The following is a 25911-nucleotide window of genomic DNA, read 5'->3' as shown; positions in this document are numbered from 1 at the left end:
CCGTTATGCAAGTCATCTCTGCATTTTGTGTAACGGGGTAAGGTGCGTTCGTATATCCGGCCTCTCTTACGATACCGTCGTATCCGGGCCATGATGTTATCTGCGCATCTGTTTCCATTCGGGCTAGCGGCTTTGTTTTCCAGGGAGCCTTCGGATAAGTCGGAATGACAGATGCCGGTCTTACCTGTTACTCATCACACTTTGCTGACTGCACTCTCACGGCAGGTTATTGCTCTTTTACTGCATGGGTTACAGGCCGCCGGTTAACCGGCGGCCTGTAACCCATGGTAATCTTCTTCGCGGCTCAGTATCGCCCATGCTATTCGCGCATTCTTGTTCGCCAGCGCCACCGTCGCGATATTCCGGTTTCGCCTTTCCGATAACGCCTTCAGCCACTGGCTGCGTCTGTCGGTTTTATTCTGACACGCGTTCAGCACCGCACGCGCACCGTGGATTATCAGCGTCCGCAGGTAACTGTCTCCCCGTTTGCTGATAGACCCCAGCCGCGCTTTCCCGCCACTGGAGTGCTGCCGCGGGACCAGACCCAGATACGCCGCCATCTCCCGACCACTTTTGAACTGTCTGCCATCGCCGACCGCCGCCACCAGCGCACTGGCCACCACCGGCCCCATACCCTCTATCGCCAGCAGCCTTTTTATCCGGATATCATCCCGTGCTGACTGCTCAAGCCGCCTGTCATGGCGGGCGACCCGCTCATCCAGCATCTGCAGCTCTTCCGCCAGTTCGCTCAGCAGGCGGATAAAGCGGTCATCCCACAGCTCTTGTTGCGACAGTATCTCCGGCAATGCCTTACGTAGCTGCCTTATTCCCACCGGCAGTACCAGACCAAACTCACCCAGCAGTCCCCGCATCTCATTACTCAGGGCTGTCCGGGCGCGGACGAGCCGGGCCCGGACGCGGTGCTCTGCCTGCAGCGTCTGCTGCCGCTCTGTCTTCATGGCCACAAAGCGCATTCCGGGACGGCTGATAGCCTCGCAGATAGCTTCCGCGTCGTTGGCGTCATTCTTCTGCCCTTTAAGATAGGACTTGACCCGCTGAGGCGGGATAATGCGTACGGTATGCCCCATACGGGTCAGCTCGCGGGCCCAGTAGTGGGCGGCGCCGCAGGCTTCAATCCCGATAAGGCAGGGAGAGAGTTGAGAGAAAAAGGCGGTCATGCGGTCCCGGCGCAGGGTTTTACGCAGGACAACATGTTCATGGTGATCCACGGCATGTATCTGGAAGATATTTTTAGCCAGGTCGAGACCAATACGTTTAATATTCATGATGGACACCTCCTCCGGGGATCTGGGGTTAACACCTCAGTCTGGCACTTTGATGCCGTAAGGTGGGAGGTGTCCATCACATCGGGCTACCAAATCGCACAGCGCTGTAGCCCCGGTAAGCCCAGCGCCACCGGGGGTTTTGAGATCGCCAATACCGGCAGTTTCAGCCAGCATGGTGAATAAATTAAAGGCAGGCCGCACAAACCGTAGATCGGGTAAGGCGTTAGCCGCTACCCGACAAAAAGAGGTTTGAAATATGTCGGCCGGATAAAAGGATCAATACCCGCCGCGGGCCTGCGACACCGCCAGCCCCAGCTGCCAGACGGCCATTGCATAGTGGGTGCTGTGGTTGTAACGGGTGATGGTGTAGAAGTTAGGCAACCCGTACCAGTACTGATAGCCGGTGCCGATATCCAGCCGCAGCAGGCTGGCCTGCTGATGGTTGCCCAGCGGCTGGGTTGGGGTCAGCCCCGCCGCCGCCAGCTGTGAAACGCTGTATTTGGTCTTGAAACCATTCTCCAGCCCCGGCGCCTGGCCCAGCGCCTGCACCGCCACCAGATCGCCGCTCACCCAGCCATGCTGTTTGAAGTAATTAGCCACGCTGCCGATAGCATCCACCGGGTCCCACAGGTTGATATGTCCGTCGCCGTTAAAATCGACCGCATACTGCTTATAGGACGACGGCATAAACTGGCCGTAACCCATCGCCCCGGCGAAAGAGCCTTTCAGATCCAGCGGGTCGTCGCTTTCACTGCGCGCCATTAACAGGAAGGTTTCCAGCTCCGACGAGAAGTATTCAGCGCGGCGCGGGTAGCTAAACGACAGGGTCGCCAGCGCATCAAGGATGCGGGTTTTGCCCATCACCCGGCCCCAGCGAGTCTCCACGCCGATAATACCGACGATGATTTCCGGCGGCACGCCGTAAACCTGATAAGCGCGGTTCAGCGCATCCTGATACTGGTTCCAGAACACCACGCCGTTCTGCACATTATCTGGGGTAATAAATTGTTTCTTATAGCGTAACCAGGCGCCGGTCGGCCCGGTCGGCGGCAGGCCGGTCGGCGCCTGACGATCCATCAGCCGCAGGACGTAATCCAGGCGCTTAGCCTGCGACAGGATCTCCTGCAGCTGCTGCCGGTCAAAGCCGTGCTTCGCCACCATCTTATCGATGAACTGCGCCGCCGCCGGGTTGTTGGCGAAGTCGCCGCCCATCTGCATCACGTTATGCTGCGGTTCCAGCAAAAAGCCGCCGGTTCCACTCGCCATCTCCGTTTCCGCGGGGGTCTTGGGTTTGCTGCTGCAGGCAGCGAGGAGCACACAAAGGGGAAGTAAAGCCAGATAGCGACGCTTCAACATGGGAATTCCGTTTAACAAATTCAGCAAGGGATAATTATGGTAAAGCATGCGACGACCAACAAGAAAGCGACAATCCGTTTGTAGACAAAATAGTCCTTCAACGGCACCTCTCCTGCGTGCATTCATGTCCTGCAACATTTCATCCCTTGCTTTCAAACTTTCAAAATAAAATATTTATCTTTCATTTTGCGATCTATTTAACACTTTAAAACCTTTCAAAGTGATTAAAATCAGCCTGCAGTTAGCAAGAAAAATAACACGCTGAAGGAGAGAACAATGATTGACGTCGTTACCCACGGCGCGGAGTGGTTTATCGGCCTGTTTCAGAAAGGCGGCGAGGTATTTACCGGCATGGTGACCGGGATCCTCCCCTTACTGATCAGCCTGCTGGTGATCATGAACGCGCTGATCAACTTTATCGGACAGCAGCGGATCGAGAAGCTGGCGCAGCGCTGCGCCGGGAACCCGATCTCCCGCTATTTGCTGTTGCCCTGCATCGGCACCTTCGTGTTTTGTAACCCCATGACCCTGAGTCTCGGCCGCTTTATGCCAGAGAAGTACAAGCCCAGCTATTACGCGGCGGCGTCGTATAGCTGCCACTCAATGAACGGTCTCTTTCCACATATCAACCCCGGTGAGCTGTTTGTCTATCTCGGCATCGCCAACGGCCTCACCACCCTCGGCCTGCCGCTCGGTCCGCTGGCGGTGAGCTACCTGCTGGTCGGGCTGGTGACTAACTTCTTCCGCGGCTGGGTCACCGACCTGACCACCTCAATTTTCGAGAGAAAAATGGCGATTCAGCTTTCCCAGAAAGTGCATCTGTCAGGAGCGACATCATGACCCGGATTCGTATTGAGAAAGGTACCGGCGGCTGGGGCGGCCCGCTTGAGCTCGACGTCGTCGAAGGCAAAAAGATCGTCTATATCACCGCCGGCACCCGCCCGGCGATCGTTGACCGCATCGCCAGCCTGACCGGCTGGCAGCCGGTGGACGGGTTTAAAGAGGGAGAACCAGCGGAAAGCGAGATCGGCGTGGCGATTATCGACTGCGGGGGCACCCTGCGCTGCGGGCTCTATCCTAAACGCCGCATCCCGACGGTGAATATCCATGCCACCGGCAAATCAGGGCCGCTGGCGCAGTATATCGTCGAGGATATTTACGTCTCCGGGGTGAAAGAAGAGAACATCAAACTGCTGGAAGATAGCGGCGAGACGGCTGCGCAACCCCTCCCTGCCGCGGGCCGCGAGTATGACACCAGCAAGAAGATCACCGAACAGAGCGATGGCCTGCTGGCGAAGGTCGGGATGGGGATGGGATCGGTGGTGGCAGTGCTGTTCCAGGCCGGGCGCGACACCATTGATACGGTGCTGAAAACCATTCTGCCGTTTATGGCCTTCGTCTCGGCGCTGATCGGCATCATCATGGCCTCCGGCATCGGCGACTGGATCGCCCACGGCCTGGCGCCGCTCGCCAGCCATCCGCTGGGGCTGGTGACGCTGGCGCTGATTTGCTCCTTTCCGCTGCTGTCGCCGTTTCTCGGCCCCGGCGCGGTGATAGCCCAGGTGATCGGCGTGCTGATCGGCGTTCAAATTGGTCTCGGCAACATTCCGCCACACCTCGCCCTGCCCGCGCTGTTTGCCATCAACGCCCAGGCCGCCTGCGATTTTATTCCGGTAGGCCTGTCGCTGGCCGAAGCCCGTCAGGATACCGTGCGCGTCGGGGTGCCGTCGGTGCTGGTCAGTCGCTTCCTGACCGGCGCGCCAACCGTGCTGATCGCGTGGTTCGTTTCCGGATTTATTTACCAGTAAGAGGTTCCTGAAGATGACTGTGATTTACCAGACCACTATTACGCACATCGGCGCCTGCGCAACGATGGCGCTGGAAGAGCAATTGCTGATCACCTTCCGCGAGGGCGCCCCGGCGGATATCGAAGAGTACTGCTTTATTCACAACCACGGCGAGCTTGCCGGCGCGCTGCAGCCGGGGGCAGAGCTGCAGCTTGGCGAACAGCGCTACCCGGTGACCGCCGTCGGCGAGGTCGCCGAGCAAAACCTGCGCGAGCTGGGCCACATCACCCTGCGCTTTGACGGCCATCGTGAAGCGGAGTTCCCGGGTACCGTCCACGTGGCGGGCCCGGTGCCGGACGCCATCGCGCCCGGCTGCGTACTGAAATTTGTTGCTTAGAAGGAGAGAAAGATGAATCAGGTTGCTGTTGTCATTGGTGGCGGACAAACCTTAGGAGAGTTTCTGTGCCGCGGGCTGGCCGCCGAGGGCTACCGCGTGGCGGTGGTTGATATTCAAAGCGAAAAAGCCAGCCGCGTCGCCCAGGAGATTAACGCCGAGTATGGCGAAGGCACGGCATACGGCTTCGGCGCCGATGCCACCAGCGAGGCCAGCGTCACGGCGCTGGCCCACGGGGTGGACGAGATTTTCTCGCGCGTCGATCTGCTGGTGTACAGCGCCGGGATCGCCAAAGCGGCGTTTATTAGCGACTTCGCGCTGGGCGATTTTGACCGCTCGCTGCAGGTCAATCTGGTGGGCTATTTCCTCTGCGCCCGCGAGTTCTCCCGGCTGATGATCCGCGACGGTATTAAAGGACGCATCATTCAGATCAACTCGAAATCCGGCAAAGTGGGCAGCAAGCACAACTCCGGCTACAGCGCGGCGAAGTTCGGCGGCGTCGGGCTGACCCAGTCGCTGGCGCTGGATCTGGCGGAATATGGCATTACCGTGCATTCGCTGATGCTCGGCAATCTGCTGAAATCGCCGATGTTCCAGTCGCTGCTGCCACAGTACGCCACCAAGCTCGGCATCGATGAGAGCGAAGTCGAGCAGTACTACATCGACAAAGTGCCGCTGAAGCGCGGCTGCGAATATCAGGATGTGCTGAACGTGTTGATGTTTTACGCCAGCCCGCAGGCGTCGTACTGCACCGGGCAGTCGATCAACGTTACCGGCGGCCAGGTGATGTTTTAACAGGTTCCCGGATAGCGCTGCGCTTATCCGGGCTACAAAACTGTCGGTCGGGTAAGGCGTTAGCCGCCACCCGACAAATGGGTACCCGGGTTGTTCCCGGCATCACACCTTCAGGAGACATTATGGTTACCGCACTCATTACCGTCGCCGCCATCGCCTGGCTTACCCAGCTGGCGTTTGGCGGCTGGCAGATCCGCCGCTTCAATCGCGCCTTCGACAGTTTGTGCCAGCAGGGCCGGGTCGGCGTCGGCCGCTCTGCCGGGCGTTTTAAACCGCGCGCCATTGTCGCCATCGCCGTCGATGATGACAACCGTATTTGCGATACGTTGCTAATGAAAGGCTTCACGATTTTCGCTCGCCCGCAAAAAATCCCCACGCTTACCGGCAAACATATCGCGGAATTGCAGCCTGATGTGATCTTTCCCCATGATCCGCGCTGTCAGAATGCACTATCATTAGCGCTTAATCCGAAACATGGGTAATTTCGTTGTAAAAGTAAATATCTTGCGAAATTATCACTTTGAAACTTAAACGCAGGATAGACGCCTATGAAACCCCGTCAGCGCCAGGCAGCCATTCTCGAGTTCCTGCAGTCGCAGGGAAAATGCTCGGTCGAAGAGCTGGCGCAACACTTCGATACCACCGGCACCACCATCCGCAAGGATCTGGTCACGCTGGAAAATGCTGGCACCGTCATTCGCACCTATGGTGGCGTGGTGCTTAACAAGGATGAAGCCGATCCGCCGATCGATCATAAGACGCTGATCAACACTCATAAAAAAGCGCGCATCGCCGAAGCCGCCGTACGTTTTATTCACGACGGCGACTCCCTTATTCTCGACGCCGGCAGCACGGTGCTGCAGATGGTCCCCCTGCTCAGCCGCTTCAATAACATCACGGTGATGACCAACAGTCTGCATATCGTCAACGCCCTTGCCGAACTGGATAATGAACAGACTATCCTGATGCCCGGCGGCACCTTTCGCAAAAAATCGGCCTCGTTCCATGGCCAGCTGGCGGAAAATGCCTTCGAACAGTTCAGCTTCGACAAGCTGTTTATGGGCACCGACGGCATCGATCTGAACGCCGGCGTGACCACCTTCAATGAGGTGTATACCGTCAGCAAAGCGATGTGCAACGCCGCCCGCGAAGTGATCCTGATGGCCGACTCATCGAAGTTTGGCCGTAAAAGCCCCAATGTTGTCTGCGGCCTGGAGCGCGTGGATAAATTGATTACCGATGCCGATATTGACCCTGAATTCCAGCAGGCGCTGGAAGCCAAAGGTATTGAAGTCATTATTACTGGAGAACATCATGAGTAACTTTTTGTTAGAGGCCGGACGCCAGACCCTGATGCTTGAGCTGCAGGAGGCGAGCCGCCTGCCGGAACGCCTGGGCGACGACTTCATCCGCGCGGCGGAAACCATTATCCACTGCGAGGGCAAACTGATTGTCTCCGGTATCGGTAAATCCGGCCACATCGGGAAAAAGCTGGCGGCCACCTTCGCCAGCACCGGCACCCCGGCCTTTTTCGTCCATCCGGCGGAAGCCTTGCATGGCGATCTCGGCATGCTCGACAGCCGCGACGTGATGCTGTTTATCTCCTACTCCGGTAGCGCGAAAGAGCTGGATCTGATCGTCCCGCGACTGGAAGAAAAATCTATTCCGCTGCTGGCAATGACCGGCAAATCCACCTCGCCGCTGGCGCTGGCGGCGAAAGCGGTGCTGGATATCGCCGTCGAGCGCGAAGCCTGCCCGATGCATCTGGCCCCCACCTCCAGCACCGTCAACACCCTGATGCTCGGCGACGCGCTGGCGATGGCGGTGATGCAGGCGCGCGGTTTCAATGAAGAAGATTTCGCCCGTTCCCACCCGGCGGGCGCCCTCGGCGCGCGGCTGCTGAACAAAGTGCATCACCTGATGCGCCGCGACGAAGAAGTGCCGCGGGTCAATGCCGAGGCCAACGTCATGGACGCCATGCTTGAACTAAGCCGAACCGGGCTCGGCCTGGTGGCGGTATGTGATGAAACCAACCGCGTGCAGGGCGTTTTCACCGACGGCGACCTGCGCCGCTGGCTGGTTGCTGGCGGTACGCTCAACGATAGCGTCACTCGGGCGATGACCCGCAACGGCGTAACGCTGCAAGCGGAAAGCCGCGCGGTGGAAGCCAAAGAGCGGCTAATGAAACACAAAATCAGCGCCGCGCCGGTCGTGGATGAAAACGGCCAACTGGTCGGCGCCATCAACCTGCAGAACTTTTACCAGGCAGGGATCCTTTAAGCCCCAGTCGTTTCGCCAGCCGATGCAGGTTGGCGACGTCCAGTTCCAGCGCACGGGCGGTCGCCGCCCAGTTACCCTGGTGGGCCGCCAGCGCGCGGGCAATCGCTTCGCGCTGGAAAGCGTCGGTCGCCTCGCGCAGATTAAACGTCGCCGCAGCCGGTACCTCGGGCGCCGCCTCAGTTGGCAACGCTGGCGCTTCGACCGCCAACTGAAAATGCTGCGGCTCCAGCATCACGTCATTGCCGGCCTGGGTGGCCCGCGCCAGCACCACCGCCCGATGTATGGCATGCTCCAGTTCGCGCACGTTGCCCGGCCACGACCATTGCTGCAGCCTGGCGCGCGCTGACGCGCTCAATACCACCCGCGCCAGTCCCATCCGCAATCGACACTGCTCGCAAAAATAGCCTGCCAGCAGCACCACATCATTCTCCCGCTCGCGCAGCGCCGGGACCGACAGCGGAAAGACGCTCAGGCGGTGATAGAGATCGGCGCGAAAGCGCCCTGCCACCACCTCCTGGCGCAGATCGCGGTTAGTCGCCGCCAGCACCCGCACATCGACCCGCAGGCTGCGGTCATCGCCGACGCGCTGAATATCGCCATACTGCAACACGCGCAGCAGCTTCGCCTGCAACGCCAGCGACAGTTCGCCGATTTCATCAAGGAACAGGGTGCCGTTATCAGCCATCTCAAATTTACCGCTGCGGTTGCTGATAGCCCCGGTAAACGCCCCTTTCACGTGGCCGAACAGCTCGCTCTCCGCCACGCTTTCCGGCAGCGCCGCGCAGTTGAGGTACACCAGCGGATTAGCCGCTCGCGGCGACCCCTGATGCACCGCCTTCGCCACCAGCTCTTTGCCGGTGCCGGTTTCGCCGCTGATCAGCACGTTTAAGTCCGAGGCGGCAACAATCTCAATCTCTTTTTTCAGCTGCAGCATCGGTGTCGACAGACCGATAATCTCCTGACGTTCCGGCTGTGGGTAATTCACCGACTGCTCCGGCAGCACGTTTTGCGCTTCAAGACGGGCAATAAGCAGCGCGTTATTTAAGGCGCCAGCCACCAGCGCGGCAATCAGCCGCAGCTCTTCATCGCTGAAGCTATCGAAACGGTCGGCATCCATGCCGTCAAGGGTCAGCGCGCCAATCAACGTCTGCCCGGCAAACAGCGGAAGACCCACGCAGGCGTGAACTTTCAGGCTCTCCTGACCGGGGATCAGCCCGTCATAGGGGTCAGGCAGATCGCTATCCGCCGGGAAGCGCACCACATCCCCGGCGCGGGCAATCGCCTCCAGCCGCGGGTGCCCTTCCAGGGCAAAGCGGCGACCGAGCACATCCTGCGCCAGGCCATCGATCGCCAACGGCACAAACTGATGCGCCTCATAGCGCAGCAGCGCCGAGGCATCGCAGCCGAGGATCTGCCGCAGGGTAGTAATCAGGCGCGAAAAGCGGTCGGTGTGACCAATATCGCTTTGTAAATCAATGGCGATTCTCGCCAACTCGTCGACGGAAAAACTCATTGCCGCTCCATTGTCATTTTGACAACACGTATTGTCATATCGACTATTTTAGCCATTGTCATTTTGACAGCAACCAAAATCAGTAAAAATTAAAAATAGCTAATTATCAATGAATTAAAAAGTTGGCATGCAACTTGATATAAGCCAGTCAACTGAGTTTAAACACACTGTATTGATTGAGGTTGCTATGTCTATTGCGGTTAAAAATAACATTCTTTGGGTTGGCCAACGTGACTGGGAAGTGCGTGATTTCCATGGCACCGAATATAAAACGCTGCGCGGCAGCAGCTACAACAGCTATCTCATTCGCGAGGAGAAAAACGTGCTGATCGATACCGTCGATCATAAATTCAGCCGCGAGTTCGTGCAGAACCTGCGCAGCGAAATCGATCTGGCTGACCTCGACTATATCGTCATTAACCACGCCGAAGAGGACCATGCCGGCGCGCTGACCGAACTGATGATGCAGATCCCGGATACGCCGATTTACTGCACGGCCAACGCCATCGACTCGATCAACGGCCACCATCATCATCCGGAGTGGAACTTCCACGTGGTGAAAACCGGCGATACTCTCGATATCGGTAACGGTAAGCAGCTGATCTTCGTGGAAACACCGATGCTGCACTGGCCTGACAGCATGATGACCTACCTGACCGGCGACGCGGTGCTGTTCAGCAACGACGCCTTCGGCCAGCACTACTGCGACGAACACCTGTTCAACGATGAAGTAGACCAGATTGAACTGTACGAACAGTGCCAGCGCTACTACGCCAACATCCTGACGCCGTTCAGCCGCCTGGTGACGCCGAAAATTACCGAGATCCTCGGCTTCAACCTGCCGGTGGATATGATTGCCACCTCCCACGGCGTGGTGTGGCGCGATAACCCGACGCAAATCGTCGAGAAATACCTCGAGTGGGCGGCGGATTACCAGGAAGATCGCATCACTCTCTTCTACGACACCATGTCCAACAATACCCGCATGATGGCGGACGCCATTGCCCAGGGGATCACCGAAGTTGACCCACGGGTGGCGGTGAAAATCTTTAACGTCGCCCGCAGCGACAAAAACGACATTCTGACCAACGTTTTCCGCTCGAAAGGCGTACTGGTGGGCACCTCCACCATGAACAACGTGATGATGCCGAAAATCGCCGGGCTGGTGGAAGAGATGACCGGGCTGCGTTTTCGCAATAAACGCGCCAGCGCCTTTGGCTCCCACGGCTGGAGCGGCGGCGCAGTAGACCGCCTCTCCACCCGTCTGCAGGATGCCGGCTTTGAAATGTCGCTGAGCCTGAAAGCCAAATGGCGTCCGGATATCGACGCGCTGGAACTGTGCCGCCAACACGGTCGCGACATCGCCCGCCAGTGGGCCCTCTCCCCGCTGCCGGTTGCTGAAGCAGCGACAACGCCGGAACCACAGGACTGCGCCTGCGCCGCCGCCGCGGCCGCTGACCTCGGTCCCATGATGCAGTGCAGCGTGTGCCAGTGGATCTATGACCCGGCGAAGGGCGAACCCAACCAGGATGTACAGCCGGGTACGCCGTGGAGTGAAGTGCCGGACAATTTCCTCTGCCCTGAGTGTTCTCTTGGCAAAGATGTCTTTGACGTACTGGCAACGGAGGCAAAATGAGTGATGGCATCGTCATCATCGGCTCGGGCTTCGCGGCCCGCCAGCTGGTGAAAAATATTCGTAAGCAGGATGCGCAAATCCCGCTGACCTTAATCGCCGCCGATAGCATGGATGAGTACAACAAACCGGATCTCAGCCATGTCATCAGCCGCGGGCAGAACGCCGACGACCTGACCCTGCAAAGCGCGGGCGAGTTCGCCGAACAGTACAATCTGCGCCTGTATCCGCACACCTGGGTGAGCGATATCGACGCCGAAAATCATCAGGTCAAGAGTCAGGATCGGCAGTGGCGCTATGACAAACTGGTGCTGGCCACCGGGGCGACGCCGTTTATCCCCCCGGTGCCGGGGCGCGAGCTGATGCTGACGCTGAACAGCCAGCGCGAATATGGCGCGGCGCAGAGCCAGCTCCGCGACGCCAGGCGGGTGCTGATCGTCGGCGGCGGCCTGATTGGCTGCGAACTGGCGATGGATTTCTGCCGCGCCGGCAAAGCGGTAACGGTGGTCGATAACTCCGCCAGCGTGCTGGCGGCGCTAATGCCGCCGGAGGCCAGCAGCCGCCTGCAGCATCGGCTCACTGAAATGGGCGTACACCTGATGCTGAAAACGCAGCTGGAAGCGCTGGAACAAACCGCCGACGGCATTCGCGTCAGCCTCGACCGCCAGCGCGCCATAACCGTCGATGCAGTAGTCGCCGCCGCGGGCCTGCGCCCGGAAACGTCGCTGGCGCGCCATGCCGGATTGCAGATTAACCGCGGCGTGGTGGTCAATAATCAACTGCAAACCAGCGACCCGGCGATTTATGCGCTCGGCGACTGTGCGGAGATCAACGGTATGGTGCTGCCGTTCCTGCAGCCGATTTTACTCAGCGCGATGTGTCTGAGTAAGAACCTGCTGGCGCAGGCGGGGGAACTCAAGCTGCCGCCAATGCTGGTGAAGGTGAAAACCCCGGATCTGCCGCTGCATCTGGCCGGCGACACTCGCCGCGACGATCTGACGTGGAACATCGTGGCCGCTAAAGAGGGGCTGGTGGCGAAAGGGCTGGATGCGGAAAATCAACTGCGCGCCTTCGTGGTCAGCGAAGACAAAATGAAAGAGGCCTTTGCGCTGCTCAAGCAGCTGGTAAGCTGATGGTTTTCCCGGCTCGCGGCGTAAACGCCTTAGCCGGGCTACAGTATTGTCCTGGTAGCCCGGCTAAGCGCAGCGCAAGCCGGGAAAATATCCAGCCTAGCGCGCCAGATTGTCGTAGCCGCGCCAGCGGTAGTTGAGCACCGACAGCGCCCAGCAGGCGACAAACAGCCCGACCACCACAAATCCGGCATCGCCGAGGTTATCGTTTAACGCCCCCACCCAGCGCCATATTCCGCCGCTGAGCGCAAACTTATCCATCAGCAGGCCCAGCGCTTCCAGACCGCCGATAAACAGCGCCACCACCACCGAGGTACCGGTAATGGTCATGTTGTAATAGAGCTTGCGCTGCGGTTTGCTGAACGCCCAGCCGTAGGCCCCGACCATCAGCACGTTATCGAGGGTATCCACCAGCGCCATACCGCTGGCGAACAGCGCCGGGAAGACCATAATCGACCAAACAGAAATCCCGCTCGACGCGCCGGCGGCGGAGATACCCAGTACGCCGATTTCGGTGGCAGTATCAAAGCCGAGACCAAACAGGAAGCCGACCAGGTACATCTGCCAGCTGCGGCTGACCAGACGAAAGGTTTTACCAAACAGCCAGCTCATCACCCCGCCGCCGCTGACGATCTCGTCGCTCACCGGCTCGCCGCGCTTCCACGCCCGAAAGCTGCGCCAGACGCTGCGTAAAATCACCAGATTGATAAAGGCCATCGCCAGCAAAAACAGCGCCGACACGGCAGTGCCGATGACGCTGCCGGTGTCGTGCAGCCAGCTCATCTGCGCGCTGAAGGCCGTGGCGGTCGCGGCAATCGCCGCCGAGGCCAGCACCACAATCGATGAGTGGCCCAGCGAGAACCAGGCCCCGACGGCGAAAGGCCGCCGCCCCTGCTGCATCATCTTGCGGGTCACGTTATCAATCGCCGCGATATGGTCAGCGTCCACCGCGTGGCGCAGGCCGTAGCCCCAGGCCAGCAGGCTGGCGGCCATCAGCGCGCCGCTGTCGCCAAAGGCCTGCAGCGCCCAGCACCAGGCCAGTAAATTCGCCGCGATCAACCCCAGCACCAGACCCGCGGCGCGCGGCTGCTGGCGTAAAACTGTCATTATCATGATTGTGTTCCTTGAGCCTGCCCGCGGGCGGCGGCGATCACCGCCTGACCATATGCGATTGCGCCGTCGCCGGCCGGCAACTGCTGCGCAAACAGCAGAGTAAAATCCGCCAGATAAAAGGTCAATCGCGCCGCCAGCAAGCGGTTATGCAGCACCCCGCCGCTGCAGACCATCGTCTCGATACCGCGGGCGGTGGCGCAGCCGCGGGCCATCGCCGCCAGCCCACAGGCCAGGGCGTCATGGAATGCCCAGGCTTTCTGCGCCGGGGTCGCCTGCCAGCTCAGCCATTGTCGCCAGAAGGTCGCCATGTCCAGCGTGTCGTCGCGCCACGGCAGCGTAACCGGGTGGCTGACGCCGGGGCAGCTGGCGGCCAGCGCTTCCAGCCGACAGGCCGCTTCGCCTTCATAGCTCAGGCTCTCCGGCGCGCAATCCAGCGCGCAGGCAACGGCGTCAAACAGCCGTCCGCAGGAAGAGGCGCGCGGCGAATTAATGCCGCGTTCGATGGCCTGCGCCAGCAGCGGCCAGTTTCGCTGCCCCAGCGCGGCGGTTTGCGGATAATCCTGCCAGTCGGGGACGAATGCCAGACAGTGGGCCAGCAGATTACGCCATGGCTGGCGCGCCGCCAGGTCACCGCCCGGCAGCGCCACGGCCGGCAGTCCGCCAAGATGTTCGCACTGGCGATAGTTCACCCGCAGGCACTCCCCACCCCACAGCGCACCGTTTTCGCCCATGCCAATACCATCGAGGGTCAGGGCAATCACATCGCCGCCGTCGAGCGGCCAGCGGTGCTCGGCCAGGCACGCCGCGGCATGAGCATGGTGATGCAGCACCGTCTCCACCGGCCGCGACAGGGACGCCGCCCACTGCGTTGAGCGATAGCCGGGATGGGCATCAACCACCACCCGCTGTGGCACAAACGCGTAAATGCTTTGCATCAGCTGCAGGGCGCGGCGCCACTGCTGTTCAACGCCCTCCTCGCCAAGGTCGCCAAAGTGCTGGCTCAGCACCGCCTCGCTGCCACGCGCCAGGCAGAAGGTATTTTTCATATCCGCGCCAAGAGCCAGCAGCGGCGGGATGTCTTGTAGCCCCGGCGGTAGCGGCAGCGCATCCGGGACGTAGCCCCGGGCGCGGCGCAGCATTTCTCCGCTCGACCGCACCAGCGAATCATCCATCCGCTGTACGATATCGCGGTTATGCAGGAGAAAGCCGTCGGCGATGTCGGCCAAATCGTTAAGCGCTTCGGTATTATCGAGGGCCGGCGGGCGGCCGCTAAGGTTGCCGGAGGTCATCACGATGGGGCGCGCCAGGGCCTGCAGAAGCAAATGCTGCAGCGGATTAGACGGCAGCATCACCCCAACTTCCGCAAGCCCTGGCGCAATCTCGTCGCACAGGCCGGAGACCTGCGCTTTAGCAATCAGTACGATGGGCGCCGCCGGGGAGCCCATCAGCGCCGCGGCGTCGGCGGGTAAGCCCGCCGCTGACGGCAACATCACCGCCAGCGGTTTCGCCGGACGGTGTTTTCGCGCCCGCAGCGTGGCAACGGCTGTGGAATTACCGGCGTCGCAGGCCAGATGAAAGCCGCCGATGCCTTTTATCGCCACAATGTCGCCCGCCGCCAGCCGCGCGATAGCTGCCTGCAGCGCCGCCTCACCGTCCAGCGTTTCCCCTTCTGCCTGCCATTGCAGCTGCGGCCCGCAGTCGGGACAGGCCACCGGCTGGGCGTGAAAACGGCGATCGGCAGGATCGCGGAATTCCGCCTCACAAGGGGAACAGAGCGGGAACGGCGCCATTGCGGTGAAGGGCCGGTCGTAGGGCATGGCGCGAATAATGGTCAGCCGCGGCCCGCAGTGAGTGCAGTTGATAAAGGGATAGCGGTAGCGGCGCGCCCGGGGATCGTTCATCTCCGCGAGGCACGACGGGCAGGTCGCGGCATCAGGCACGATCTGAGTGCGCATCCGTCCCGTCCCGCTTTCGCGAATGGTGAAATCCTGCGGCAGAGCCGCCCAGCGATAGGGGGTGCAGTCGGTACTGTCGATACGCGCCAGCGGCGGGCAGTGGTCAGCCAGGGCGGCAGTAAAACCATCGTCGCCCCCAACCAGCCGCACCAGTACGCCATCGCCGTCATTACAGACATCGCCACAGCGCGCCTGAGCCCGGGCCAGCTGCCAGACAAAGGGGCGGAAACCGACCCCCTGCACTTTGCCGCGAATGCGGATTTGCACCCCGTTCATACCCGGTGTTACCAGGCCAGCGCCGTACGACGACGTTTCTCGATATTCATCTGCTCGAGTTTGTTACGGTCAACGCACACCAGGGCGTGCGTCGGGCAGACTTCCATGCAGGCCGGGCCGCTCTCGCGGTGGAAGCAGAGATCGCACTTGTTGGCTTCGGCTTTTTCCGCCACGACGTTCAGTCCGGCGCCGCTATGGCGGATCACCGGGCGCACCACTACCTCCATCGCCCCGTACGGGCAGGCGACGACGCAGGTTTTGCAGCCGATGCAGCGCTCCTGCATCACATGAACAAAGCCTTTATCACGGCTGATGGCGCCGTTTGGGCAGACGTTGGCGCAAGGGGCGTCTTCACACTGACGGCAGGCGGTTGCCGTCGAGACATTAACCCCTTTGATCACGTGAATACGCGGCAGAAAGGTGTTGGGCGTCAGGGAGGCGCAGTCCTGATGTTCCTGATGGGATACCACGCAGGCCACTTCGCAAGTGCGACAGCCGATACATTTGCTCGCATCGGCGATAATGAAACGGTTCATCCATTTCTCCAGCAGTAAGAAGGTTACGCGCCGGAGTATGCATAATACGTTCCAAGTTTTTAATATATTGATTTAAAACATTATTGTAGTCGCGCTTTGCTGTCATCGTCAGTAGTGACGATGACAGCTGACGACGTCAGGCGCAGGGACCGGCCACCAGCGACTCGCGTTCAATCAGCGCCCCGGGGAAGCTCTGCTGAAAGTTGAATTCCCCACCATCCAGCATAAATATCAGCCGATTGATGCTCTCTTTAATCATTTCGGTTACCGGTACCCGGACACTGGCGAGCGACGGCACCATGTACGGCGCCAGTACAATATCGTCAAACCCCACCACCGACACCTGATCCGGTACCTTAACGCCCAGCTGGTGAAGCTGCTTCATCGCCCCGATGGCCATATCGTCATTGCTCGCCACCAGCGCGCTGTAGGCAACCCCGCGCTGACGCAGGCTCTCCACCGCCGCGGCGCCGGTTTCCGGCGTCCAGCGCCCCTCGGCGATAAGCGCCTCGTTCAGGGCGATACCGTGGCCAGCCAGCGCGTCTTTGTAGCCGGCAAGACGTTCGACGCCGGTGGGCGAATCAAGAGAGCCGGTAATAAAGGCGATATCGCGATGGCCAAGCGCAATCAACCGCTCCACCACCCGCGTCGCCGAGGCTTTTTGATCGGACCAGACGCAGTGGCTGGCGTGGCGGCGCAGGCGGCGGTTGAGCACCATGATCGGCTGCGAGTGGTTCTCAACGATCTCATCCATCTCATCGACGGTAAGAAAGCGCGGATAGATGATGATCGCATCGCAGCGCAGATCCAACAGGTACTGGATCGCCTCCCGCTCCTCTTGCGCGCTGTGCTTGCCGTCGGCCAGGATCAGCTGTCGTCCTTTGTCCTCCGTCATCCGCGCCACGTGATACAGCAGCTCGCTAAAATAGACGCCGTGGTACAGGGTATTGGTCACCACCAGGCCGAGGGTTTGCGTGGTTTTGGTCGCCAGGTTGCGCGCCAGCAGATTGGGCCGGTAGCCGCTCTCCGCCACCGCCTTAAACACCCGGTCTTTGGTCTCCTGGCTAACATAACCGTTGCCCGACAGCACCCGCGAAACGGTCGCCTTCGATACCCCCGCGCGCTTTGCGACCTCCAGCATCGTTGCCATGTGATTCTTCCTGTTGCAAAAGTTGCAGGCAGTGTACTGCACGTTTCCCGCTTTTACAGCCCTCCCCTGCTATCACCGCGATCCGGCGCACAGCGGCTCTTAGCGATCAAAATCACAAAATTGAGATCCTGTTTTTTTATTTCTTGTGCAATCGAATAAAACTCACCATGATTTTGTGGAACCGGTTTCCTATATAAACATGGTATCGCCCGGCGATGCGGCGCGGTAACAGATCAGTACCCTATTGATAAACAGGATAAAATCCGATGTCGAAAAATTATGCAGCCCTGGCGCAACAGATAATCGCGGCAATCGGCGGTGTCGATAACGTCGCCGCCGTTACCCACTGCATGACCCGTCTGCGCTTCGTGGTTAAAGACGACGAAAAGGTCGATAGTCCTACCCTGAAAGGCCTGACCGGGGTGCTCGGCGTTGTGCGCAGCGATAACCAGTGCCAGGTGATCATCGGCAATACTGTCTCCCAGGCCTATCGCGAGGTGGTGAATCTGCTGCCCGGCGACCTGCGCCCGGCTGAGCCGCAGGGCAAAGCGCCACTGACCCTGAAACGCATCGGCGCCGGGATCCTTGACGCGCTGATCGGCACCATGTCGCCGCTGATCCCGGCGATTATCGGCGGATCGATGGTCAAGCTGCTGGCGATGATCCTCGAGATGAGCGGCGCGTTGCCGAAAGGCTCACCGACACTGACCCTCCTGACGCTTATCGGCGACGGCGCGTTTTTCTTCCTGCCGCTGATGGTGGCCGCCTCCGCGGCGGTGAAATTCAAAACCAATATGTCGCTGGCTATCGCCATCGCCGGGGTGCTGGTGCATCCCGGGTTTATCGAATTGATGGCCAAAGCCGCCCAGGGCGAGCATGTTGAATTCGCCTTTATTCCGGTTACCGCGGTGAAATACACCTACACGGTGATCCCGGCCCTGGTGATGACCTGGTGCCTGTCATATATCGAGCGCTGGGTGGATCGCATTACGCCGGCGGTGACGAAAAACTTCCTCAAGCCGATGCTGATCGTGCTGATCGCCGCCCCGCTGGCGATCCTGCTGATTGGCCCGCTGGGTATCTGGATCGGCAGCGCCATTTCCGCGCTGGTGTATACGGTTCACAGCTATCTCGGCTGGCTGTCGGTGGCCATCATGGGCGGACTGTGGCCGCTGCTGGTGATGACCGGCATGCACCGCGTCTTTACGCCGACCATCATTCAGACCATCGCCGAAACCGGCAAAGAGGGGATGGTGATGCCGTCGGAGATCGGCGCCAACCTGTCGCTCGGCGGCTCTTCGCTGGCGGTGGCATGGAAAACCAAAAACCCGGAATTACGCCAGACGGCGCTGGCCGCCGCCGCATCAGCAATTCTGGCCGGCATTTCCGAACCGGCGCTGTACGGCGTGGCGGTGCGCCTGAAGCGCCCGCTGGTCGCCAGCTTAATCAGCGGCTTTATTTGCGGCGCGGTGGCGGGAATCGTCGGTCTGGCCAGCCATTCGATGGCGGCGCCAGGGCTGTTTACCAGCGTGCAGTTTTTCGATCCAGCCAATCCGATGACTATCGTCTGGGTATTTGGCGTGATGGCGCTGTCGGTGGTGCTGTCGTTTGCCCTGACGCTGATCCTCGGCTTTGAAGATATTCCCGTTGAACAGGCCGCTGCCGACGCCAGAGCGCGCCAGGCCCGGGCCCAGGCATCCCACGCCTGAACACACAATTGATAATGAGGTAATGCATGGCGAGTTTCCCACAGGGATTTTTATGGGGCGGTGCACTGGCCGCCAACCAGTCTGAAGGCGCTTATCTTGAAGGCGGTAAGGGGCTGACCACCGTGGATACCCTCCCCCACGGCGCCCACCGTCTGCCGGTAAAATTAGGCCTGGAGAAGCGCTTTACGCTTCGCGAAGACGAATTTTACCCCAGCCACGAGGCGATCGATTTCTACCATCGCTATAAAGAAGATATTGCCCTGATGGCCGAGATGGGGTTCAGCGTCTTTCGCACCTCCATCGCCTGGAGCCGCCTGTTCCCGCGCGGCGACGAGCAGCAGCCGAACCCGCAGGGCATCGCCTTCTATCGCTCGCTGTTCGAGGAGTGCAAAAAGCACGGCATTGAGCCGCTGGTCACGCTGTGTCATTTCGACGTGCCGATGCACCTGGTAATGGAGTACGGCTCCTGGCGCAGCCGCAAAATGGTGGATTTTTTCAGCCACTACGCCCGCACCTGCTTTGAGGCCTTTGACGGGCTGGTGAAGTACTGGCTGACCTTCAATGAAATCAATATTATGCTGCACAGCCCTTACTCCGGCGCCGGTCTGGTGTTTGAAGAGGGAGAAAATCAGGAGCAGGTGAAGTATCAGGCCGCGCATCACGAGCTGGTGGCCAGCGCGCTGGCAACAAAAATCGCCCATGAGGTCAACCCGCAGAACCAGGTCGGCTGCATGCTGGCGGGTGGCAATTTCTATCCTTACTCCTGTAAGCCGGAAGATGTGTGGATGGCGCTGGAGAAGGACCGCGAAAACCTGTTCTTTATCGATGTCCAGGCCCGCGGCGCCTATCCGGTGTGGGCCACGCGGGTGTTCCGGGAAAAAGGGGTTACGATTACAACGCAGCCGGGCGATGACGAGATCCTCAAAAATACCGTCGACTTCATCTCCTTTAGCTACTACGCCTCGCGCTGCGCGTCAGCGGAGATGAACGCCAGCAACACCAATGCCGCCAACATCGTCAAGTCGATGAAGAACCCGCACATTCCGGCCAGCGAATGGGGCTGGGGCATCGATCCGCTCGGCCTGCGCATCACCATGAACATGATGTACGACCGCTATCAGAAACCACTGTTCCTGGTGGAAAACGGGCTTGGCGCCCGCGATGAGATCGATGCCAATGGCGACATCAATGACGACTATCGCATCAGCTACCTGCGCGAACACATCAAAGCGATGCGCGACGCCATCGGCGACGGCATTCCGGTGATGGGCTACACCAGCTGGGGCTGTATCGATCTGGTCTCAGCGTCAACCGGCGAGATGAGCAAGCGCTACGGCTTTGTCTATGTCGATCGCGACGATGCCGGTAACGGCACGCTGGCGCGTAAGCGTAAAAAGTCGTTCTTCTGGTACCAGAAAGTCATAGCCAGCAACGGCGCCGACCTCGACTAAACGCCCTCGCCCACGCGCGCCCGTTCCCCGCGATAACCGGGGGCGGGCGTCTGCTTTCTGTTGCATCCATTACATGCTTTTTTCTCGAGCCTGATTCCAGTCTCTGATTTGCCTCCAGCTCACAATGACTGGTATTTTATCCAGTACTTTCACCGGGGTATCTTCAGCAAGGAGCACATCATGACCGCACAGCACACCACCGCTACCAGAGGCATTGCCAGGGCAAGTCGTCAGTTAACCGTGGGCTATATCAGAAAACGCCATGAGGACCGCAAAACGCGAGAGACGCGGCGCTACACCCGCCACGCGGCATTAAGCTTAAACGGCAACTGGCTGGAGCAGGCGGGATTTCCGGTCGGCACGCAGGTCAGAGTCTCGGTGTCGCCCGGTAAATTAGTGATAGAGAATCTTGAGCTGGTGCCGCCGGGAACGGGGCTCCCGTCCGGCCAGGCGAGCGCCGCCGGGGAGCCTGATTCGCCGCTGGGTTAGTCGTCTTCAGCTTCCAGCAGAGCAAAGCCGCCGTTGCCCTGCCAGCCTGCCAGCTGCTGGTACACCCGGGCCACGGCCTCTTTCACCGGCGGGGTCATCGGATAATAAAAACCGACGATATCCGGCTGAATGCCGAGGAAGATCACCTCGCCGACGTCCTCTTTCAGCTGATCGACCAGATAGTTGAGCGGCATGTTATGGGTGGTCATCATAAACATCTCGGCAATATCATCGGGATCGATGACGCGAATGTCACCGGGGTTTAGGCCCATATCGGTGGCATCGACAATTAGCAGGCGTTCGGGGCGTAATTCGCGGATCGCCACGATGTCGTTTTCCGGCGCGCTGCCGCCGTCGATGACCACCCACTGGCCGGCCGGGTTCGCCGCGCACATCTCCGCCAGCAGCGGGCCGGCGCCGTCGTCGCCCATCATACTGTTGCCGACACAGAGTAAAACGTCAGTCACGTAATCTCCTCACCATCAGGTAGATGGCGCTCTCCTGGTGAATATCATGCAGCATGCTGAGCATTGTTTTGCTCCACGCCTGCTGCTGCGGGGTCTGCGCGGACTGCGCTTTATCAAAGGCGTTGGCCAGCATTGCCACATGGCTGCTGTCGATGACGATTTCGCCATACTTCGGCACGCCCTCCATTTTGCGCCGTGCGGCGCTTCCGGCCTCAAGGGTGGCGATCCATGCCAGATACGCGTCCCATGGGCAGCTTAGCGCCGCCTCCAGACAGTCGATGACGCCGAGGTGGTGGCCAATCGCCAGGCTGTAATAGACCACCTGCTGCGCCTGATCCGGCGTGGCATCGTTCTCATCAATAAATTTACGGCTCAGCTGACTGAACACCACCGTCTCGCTCATCGGATACGCGCCCCCTCGACCACCTGGTTGAGATGGGTAACGATCTCGGTCAGGCGCGGATCTTTCTCCGCCTCCAGCCAGCGCAGTACCTGGCTGTCGCCCTGACCGAGCAGGCGCATATAGTCATCGGCAATTTGCCGGCCATAGCGATAGCCTGCCAGACGGCGCGCTTCGCGATCGATGCGTACCCGTAGAGGTTGCACCATATCGGCATGCAGCAGCTCGGTTGGCTGTTCGTCAAGCTCGCCCGGCAGGCGGGCATGAATTTTCTGCTCCAGCAGGCCAAGCGCCATGGCGAAGCCGTACAGCGTGGCGGCTGGCGTCGGTGGGCAGCCAGGAATATAGACGTCGACCGGAACGATTTTGTCGGTGCCGCCCCAGACACAGTACAGATCGTGGAAGATACCGCCGCTGTTGCCGCAGGCGCCGTAGGAGATACAGATCTTCGGATCCGGCGCCGACTGCCAGGCGCGCAGCGCCGGGGAGCGCATCGCGCGGGTTACCGCGCCGGTAAACAGCAGGATATCGGCATGACGCGGCGACGGTACCACTTTAATACCAAAGCGTTCAGCGTCGAACAGCGGCGAAAGGGTGGCGAAGATCTCGATTTCACAGCCGTTGCAGCCGCCGCAGTCGACGCGGTAGACGTAGGCCGAACGTTTAATTTTCTTCAGCAGCGAGGCCTTCATGCTGGCGATGGATTCATCCACCGTCATCGGCACGGGAATGCCGTTTTCATCGCGTGGGCCAAGTAAAGTACTCATCAGCTGGCCTCCCTCATATGGCGGGTCAGTTCAATACGATCGGATGGCACCAGACATTTCTGGCGCTTGCATTCCGGGCAGGTTTCGAAGCTTTCGCGGTGCAGCTCGGCGCGGGTATCGCCGTTATGCTTGAGCAGCGCGATGGCGTAGTCGATCTCCTTCTGCACCGCGAACGGACGCTGGCACTCCCGGCAATGGCAGATAGCGAAGCGCGACTGCTGAAGGAAATCCTCTTTCTTCCACACCGCCAGCTCATACTCCGGCGACAGCTTAATCGCTGCCGTCGGGCAGACCTCTTCACAGCGGCCGCAGAAGATGCAGCGCCCGAGGTTGAACTGCCACGCCAGCTGGTTAGTGGCCAGATCGGTCTCTACCGTCAGGGCGTTCGACGGACAGGCGTTCACGCAGGCCGCGCAGCCGATACACTGCTGCGGCGTATGCTCCGGCTTGCCGCGGAAATTTTTATCCACCGGCATCGGCTCCAGCGGGTATGAATGTGTCGCGGTGCCGGTCTTAATGACTTTTTTAATAAAGGTAAACATCGTTGCTCCCAGGTTGTGTGCGGCCTTTTACCCTCACCCTAGCCCTCTCCCTGAAAGGGAGAGGGGACAGTTCTGCACGGTCAGTGAATTCGCACTCGCTCTGCCTTTCCCCCTCTCCCCTGTGGGGAGAGGGGGCAGTTCTGCACGGTCAGTGAATTCGCACTCGATCTGCCCTTCCCCCTCTCCCCTGTGGGGAGAGGGTCGGGGTGAGGGGCCCCACGCAATGGCTCAATTATTTCAGCGGCGAGTTTTTACGCTCGATGCTGTAGCGCTCCAGCTCTTTGTACGGCACCACTTTGCTCTTCTTCTTGCGTACATCGACAACGGTCATGCGGTCGGTACAGGAGTAGCACGGGTCGAGGCTGCCGATGATCAGCGGCGCATCGGAAACGGTGTTGCCGCGCAGCATATAGCGCAGGGTCGGCCAGTTGGCATAGGTCGCCGCCCGGCAGCGCCAGCGGTACAGTTTCTGGTTGTCGCCGGTCATGCTCCAGTGGATATCGTCGCCGCGCGGCGCCTCGGAGAAGCCCAGTGCGAAGCGGTGCGGAATATAGGTGAACCCTTCCACCATCAGCGGGCCGCCCGGCAGGTTATCGAGACCGAAATCAATCATATTCAGCGCGGTATAAACCTCGTTGATCCGCACCTTGAGGCGAGATATTACGTCGCAACCCTGCTCGCTGTGGACTTCCATCGGCAGCAGGCCGTAGCCGACAAACGGGTGGTCGGCGCGGGTGTCGCGGGCGTGGCCGCTGGCGCGCACCATCGGGCCGACGTTACTAAAGTCGCGGGCGATTTCCGGATCCAGACGGCCAATACCGACGGTACGCTGTTCCATGTTCGGGGTGCTGAGCAGCATATCCACCAGCTCCTGCACGTCGCGGCGCATCTGCTGCGCCAGCTGACGGGTCTGGATCATGTCCTCTTTCAGCAGGTCGCGGCGGATCCCGCCGATCAGGTTCAGGCCGTAGGTTTTACGCGCGCCGGTGAGAATTTCCGCCATCTTCATTGAGGTTTCGCGCACGCGGAAGAACTGCATAAAGCCGGAGTCAAAGCCGGTAAAGTGGCAGGCCAGACCGAGGTTCAGCAGGTGCGAGTGCAGGCGTTCCACCTCCAGCAGAATGGCGCGGATCATCTGCGCCCGCTCCGGCACCACGATGCCCATCGCGTTCTCCACCGAGGTGGTGTAAGCGGTACTGTGGGCGAAGCCGCAGATGCCGCACACCCGGTCCGACAGGAAGGTCACTTCGTTATAGCCCATGCGGGTTTCCGCCAGCTTTTCCATCCCGCGATGGACGTAGAACAGGCGGTAGTCGGCATCGATAATATTTTCGCCGTCAACGAACAGGCGGAAGTGGCCCGGTTCATCGGAGGTGACGTGCAGCGGGCCAATCGGCACCACATTATTTTTCTTGCTGCCCAGCTCGTTGATGAACTCGTAGGTTTCGGCGTCGGTGGTCGGCGCCGGGCGCTGGCGGTAGTCCATGCTGTCTTTACGCAGCGGATAGAGTTCGTCCGGCCAGTCGTCCGGCAGCACCAGACGGCGCTCGTCCGGCAGGCCGACCGGCACCAGGCCGTACATATCGCGCACTTCGCGCTCGCCCCATACCGCCGCCGGGACGCGCGGCGTCACCGACGGGTATTCCGGTTTGTTGGCGTCCACTTCAACGCGCACGGTGATCCAGCATTTGGTGCCCTGCTCCATCGACAGCACGTAGTAGACGGCGTAGTGGCCGTTCAGCTTGCGTTCATCGTTGCCGAACAGCACCGACAGCCAGCCACCCTGCTGGTAGTAGAGAAACTCCACCACTTCCGGCAGGTAGTTGACCTTCACGGTGATGGTTAACTGGTCTTTGGTCTGCCAGGCTTCGTCCAGCACCACGCCCGGAAAGGCCTGGTGCAGCGCCGCAAGATAGTGTTGACCGATTTTTTCTTCAGACATGCTCAAACTCTCTTAATCACGCCACCAGCAAGGAGACGAAAGCTAAAAAGGCGAAACCAAACCCGGCCCAGGTGACGCGGGAGGTGGCACAAAAGCGCAGACGCGCCATGCTGTTTTCGAACAGGGCGATAATCAGCACCCCCACCACCAGCTTGACGATAGCCACCACCAGCGCCAGCAGCAGGCCGCCGACGCTGAAGCTGGTCATCTGCCCCCACGGGAAAAAGACCCCGACAAACATCTGTAGCACCACCAGCTGTTTGAGGCTGATGCCCCACTTCAGGATGCCAAAGCCGCTGCCGCTGTATTCCGACAGCGGCCCTTCCTGCAGCTCCTGCTCCGCTTCCGCCAGATCGAACGGCAGTTTGCCCATCTCGATAAAGGTGGCGAAGGCGCAGGCGCACAGCGCAAGGATCAGCGGAATGCTGCGCGCGGTCGGCCAGTGGTAGAGGGTATCGGTGATGGTGCTGATATGGGTCGAGCCGGCGACCTGCGCCGCCACCCACAGGCCCAGCAGCAGGATCGGCTCCACCAGCACGCCGAGCATCGCTTCACGGCTGCTGCCCAGCGCGGTAAACGGGCTGCCGGTGTCCAGACCGGAAATCGCGAAGAAGAAGCGGGCGATGGCAAACAGGTAGATCAGGGTGATGAGATCCCCAAGCACCGGCAGTGGGGAATACACCGTCACCACCGGCAGCGCGGTGGCGATGGTCAGCATCACGCCCACCATGACATACGGCGTCAGGCGGAAGACCCAGCCCGAGGCATCAGGGCCAACGCTCTGGCGGCCCAGCAGTTTCAGGATATCGCGATACTCCTGCAGTACCCCCGGTCCGCGGCGGTTATGCAACCGCGCGCGGGCGACGCGAACGATCCCGGACAACAGCGGCGCGACGGCAAACAGCACCAGCGCCTGTAGCAATGCAATTAACAGATTCAT

Annotated in this window: 25 protein-coding genes; 12 read left to right on the top strand and 13 right to left on the bottom strand. The window is 60.1% G+C overall.

What is annotated here, in order from left to right:
• Positions 1-263: 263 nt before the first annotated feature.
• Together B8P98_RS05995 and mltB are read right to left on the bottom strand one after the other, a co-directional pair.
• Positions 264-1286: an IS110 family RNA-guided transposase gene (locus B8P98_RS05995; RefSeq protein WP_095032646.1), complete on the bottom strand. Its 1023-nt coding sequence runs from the start codon at positions 1284-1286 to the stop codon at positions 264-266.
• Positions 1287-1562: 276 nt separating this feature from the next.
• On the bottom strand, positions 1563-2642 hold the full coding sequence (mltB, locus tag B8P98_RS05985; protein ID WP_080925063.1) for a lytic murein transglycosylase B: 1080 nt from the start codon (positions 2640-2642) through the stop codon (positions 1563-1565).
• A gap of 276 nt (positions 2643-2918) precedes the next feature.
• Between mltB and srlA the strand changes: the two genes are divergently transcribed.
• From srlA to gutQ, 7 genes are all read left to right on the top strand, one after another.
• A complete protein-coding gene (srlA, locus tag B8P98_RS05980) occupies positions 2919-3482 on the top strand; it encodes a PTS glucitol/sorbitol transporter subunit IIC (protein WP_002914812.1) in 564 nt (187 codons plus the stop codon).
• Positions 3479-4450 (top strand): PTS glucitol/sorbitol transporter subunit IIB, encoded by a 972-nt coding sequence (gene srlE, locus B8P98_RS05975; protein ID WP_087806346.1) that lies wholly within the window; start codon positions 3479-3481, stop codon positions 4448-4450. Before srlA ends, srlE begins: the two co-directional genes overlap by 4 nt.
• A 13-nt stretch (positions 4451-4463) precedes the next feature.
• Positions 4464-4826: a PTS glucitol/sorbitol transporter subunit IIA gene (gene srlB, locus B8P98_RS05970; protein WP_095032821.1), complete on the top strand. Its 363-nt coding sequence runs from the start codon at positions 4464-4466 to the stop codon at positions 4824-4826.
• 12 nt (positions 4827-4838) lie between these two features.
• Positions 4839-5618 carry a sorbitol-6-phosphate dehydrogenase gene (srlD, locus tag B8P98_RS05965; protein ID WP_095032820.1) on the top strand — a complete coding sequence of 260 codons (780 nt, stop codon included), beginning with the start codon at positions 4839-4841 and terminating at the stop codon, positions 5616-5618.
• A gap of 122 nt (positions 5619-5740) precedes the next feature.
• Positions 5741-6100 carry a transcriptional regulator GutM gene (gene gutM, locus B8P98_RS05960; protein ID WP_025712770.1) on the top strand — a complete coding sequence of 120 codons (360 nt, stop codon included), beginning with the start codon at positions 5741-5743 and terminating at the stop codon, positions 6098-6100.
• Between the two features lie 66 nt (positions 6101-6166).
• Positions 6167-6940 carry a glucitol operon DNA-binding transcriptional repressor SrlR gene (srlR, locus tag B8P98_RS05955; protein ID WP_095032819.1) on the top strand — a complete coding sequence of 258 codons (774 nt, stop codon included), beginning with the start codon at positions 6167-6169 and terminating at the stop codon, positions 6938-6940.
• Entirely contained in the window at positions 6933-7898 is a 966-nt protein-coding gene (gutQ, locus tag B8P98_RS05950; RefSeq protein ID WP_020078109.1) for an arabinose-5-phosphate isomerase GutQ, read from the top strand. The genes srlR and gutQ overlap by 8 nt, the downstream gene beginning before the upstream one ends.
• On the opposite strand, the gene norR is transcribed toward gutQ, so the two are convergent.
• Positions 7861-9411: a nitric oxide reductase transcriptional regulator NorR gene (gene norR, locus B8P98_RS05945; protein ID WP_095032818.1), complete on the bottom strand. Its 1551-nt coding sequence runs from the start codon at positions 9409-9411 to the stop codon at positions 7861-7863. The two genes, gutQ and norR, sit on opposite strands and share 38 nt — an antisense overlap.
• A 187-nt stretch (positions 9412-9598) precedes the next feature.
• Here norR and norV point away from each other — a divergent pair, with 187 nt between their 5' ends.
• Together norV and norW are read left to right on the top strand one after the other, a co-directional pair.
• Positions 9599-11047, top strand: coding sequence for an anaerobic nitric oxide reductase flavorubredoxin (gene norV / locus B8P98_RS05935; RefSeq protein ID WP_095032817.1), 1449 nt, complete (start codon positions 9599-9601; stop codon positions 11045-11047).
• Positions 11044-12177 carry an NADH:flavorubredoxin reductase NorW gene (gene norW, locus B8P98_RS05930; protein WP_025712775.1) on the top strand — a complete coding sequence of 378 codons (1134 nt, stop codon included), beginning with the start codon at positions 11044-11046 and terminating at the stop codon, positions 12175-12177. Before norV ends, norW begins: the two co-directional genes overlap by 4 nt.
• Positions 12178-12273: 96 nt before the next feature.
• Here norW and B8P98_RS05925 read toward each other — a convergent pair whose 3' ends face one another.
• From B8P98_RS05925 to B8P98_RS05910, 4 genes are all read right to left on the bottom strand, one after another.
• Complete coding sequence (locus tag B8P98_RS05925) at positions 12274-13287, bottom strand: HoxN/HupN/NixA family nickel/cobalt transporter (protein WP_025712776.1); 1014 nt, start codon at positions 13285-13287, stop codon at positions 12274-12276.
• Complete coding sequence (gene hypF / locus B8P98_RS05920; protein ID WP_025712777.1) at positions 13284-15518, bottom strand: carbamoyltransferase HypF; 2235 nt, start codon at positions 15516-15518, stop codon at positions 13284-13286. Before hypF ends, B8P98_RS05925 begins: the two co-directional genes overlap by 4 nt.
• Before the next feature lie 8 nt (positions 15519-15526).
• Positions 15527-16054, bottom strand: coding sequence for an electron transport protein HydN (hydN, locus tag B8P98_RS05915; protein WP_025712778.1), 528 nt, complete (start codon positions 16052-16054; stop codon positions 15527-15529).
• Between the two features lie 136 nt (positions 16055-16190).
• Positions 16191-17204, bottom strand: a complete 1014-nt coding sequence (locus tag B8P98_RS05910) for a LacI family DNA-binding transcriptional regulator (RefSeq protein WP_025712779.1) — start codon at positions 17202-17204, stop codon at positions 16191-16193.
• A gap of 266 nt (positions 17205-17470) precedes the next feature.
• Here B8P98_RS05910 and ascF point away from each other — a divergent pair, with 266 nt between their 5' ends.
• The 3 genes from ascF to B8P98_RS05895 all read left to right on the top strand — a co-directional run bounded on the left by ascF (position 17471) and on the right by B8P98_RS05895 (position 20853).
• Positions 17471-18913 carry a PTS cellobiose/arbutin/salicin transporter subunit IIBC gene (gene ascF, locus B8P98_RS05905; protein ID WP_025712780.1) on the top strand — a complete coding sequence of 481 codons (1443 nt, stop codon included), beginning with the start codon at positions 17471-17473 and terminating at the stop codon, positions 18911-18913.
• A gap of 26 nt (positions 18914-18939) precedes the next feature.
• On the top strand, positions 18940-20364 hold the full coding sequence (locus tag B8P98_RS05900; protein WP_025712781.1) for a 6-phospho-beta-glucosidase: 1425 nt from the start codon (positions 18940-18942) through the stop codon (positions 20362-20364).
• A 180-nt stretch (positions 20365-20544) separates the two neighbouring features.
• Positions 20545-20853, top strand: coding sequence for a SymE family type I addiction module toxin (locus B8P98_RS05895; RefSeq protein ID WP_025712782.1), 309 nt, complete (start codon positions 20545-20547; stop codon positions 20851-20853).
• Here B8P98_RS05895 and hycI read toward each other — a convergent pair.
• From hycI to B8P98_RS05865, 6 genes are all read right to left on the bottom strand, one after another.
• On the bottom strand, positions 20850-21320 hold the full coding sequence (hycI, locus tag B8P98_RS05890) for a hydrogenase maturation peptidase HycI (RefSeq protein WP_080924992.1): 471 nt from the start codon (positions 21318-21320) through the stop codon (positions 20850-20852). The two genes, B8P98_RS05895 and hycI, sit on opposite strands and share 4 nt — an antisense overlap.
• Positions 21313-21723: a formate hydrogenlyase maturation HycH family protein gene (locus tag B8P98_RS05885; RefSeq protein WP_008806180.1), complete on the bottom strand. Its 411-nt coding sequence runs from the start codon at positions 21721-21723 to the stop codon at positions 21313-21315. The genes hycI and B8P98_RS05885 overlap by 8 nt, the downstream gene beginning before the upstream one ends.
• Positions 21720-22487, bottom strand: coding sequence for an NADH-quinone oxidoreductase subunit B family protein (locus B8P98_RS05880; protein ID WP_002914891.1), 768 nt, complete (start codon positions 22485-22487; stop codon positions 21720-21722). Before B8P98_RS05880 ends, B8P98_RS05885 begins: the two co-directional genes overlap by 4 nt.
• Positions 22487-23029 carry a formate hydrogenlyase complex iron-sulfur subunit gene (locus tag B8P98_RS05875; RefSeq protein ID WP_025712784.1) on the bottom strand — a complete coding sequence of 181 codons (543 nt, stop codon included), beginning with the start codon at positions 23027-23029 and terminating at the stop codon, positions 22487-22489. The genes B8P98_RS05880 and B8P98_RS05875 overlap by 1 nt, the downstream gene beginning before the upstream one ends.
• 232 nt (positions 23030-23261) lie before the next feature.
• A complete protein-coding gene (gene hycE, locus B8P98_RS05870; RefSeq protein ID WP_004151044.1) occupies positions 23262-24971 on the bottom strand; it encodes a formate hydrogenlyase subunit HycE in 1710 nt (569 codons plus the stop codon).
• Positions 24972-24987: 16 nt separating this feature from the next.
• Complete coding sequence (locus B8P98_RS05865; protein ID WP_087804562.1) at positions 24988-25911, bottom strand: respiratory chain complex I subunit 1 family protein; 924 nt, start codon at positions 25909-25911, stop codon at positions 24988-24990.

The organism is Klebsiella quasivariicola, assembly GCF_002269255.1.
In the GTDB taxonomy this organism is placed as follows: Bacteria; Pseudomonadota; Gammaproteobacteria; order Enterobacterales; family Enterobacteriaceae; genus Klebsiella; species Klebsiella quasivariicola.
This window is presented reverse-complemented; position numbering and strand designations above follow the sequence as displayed.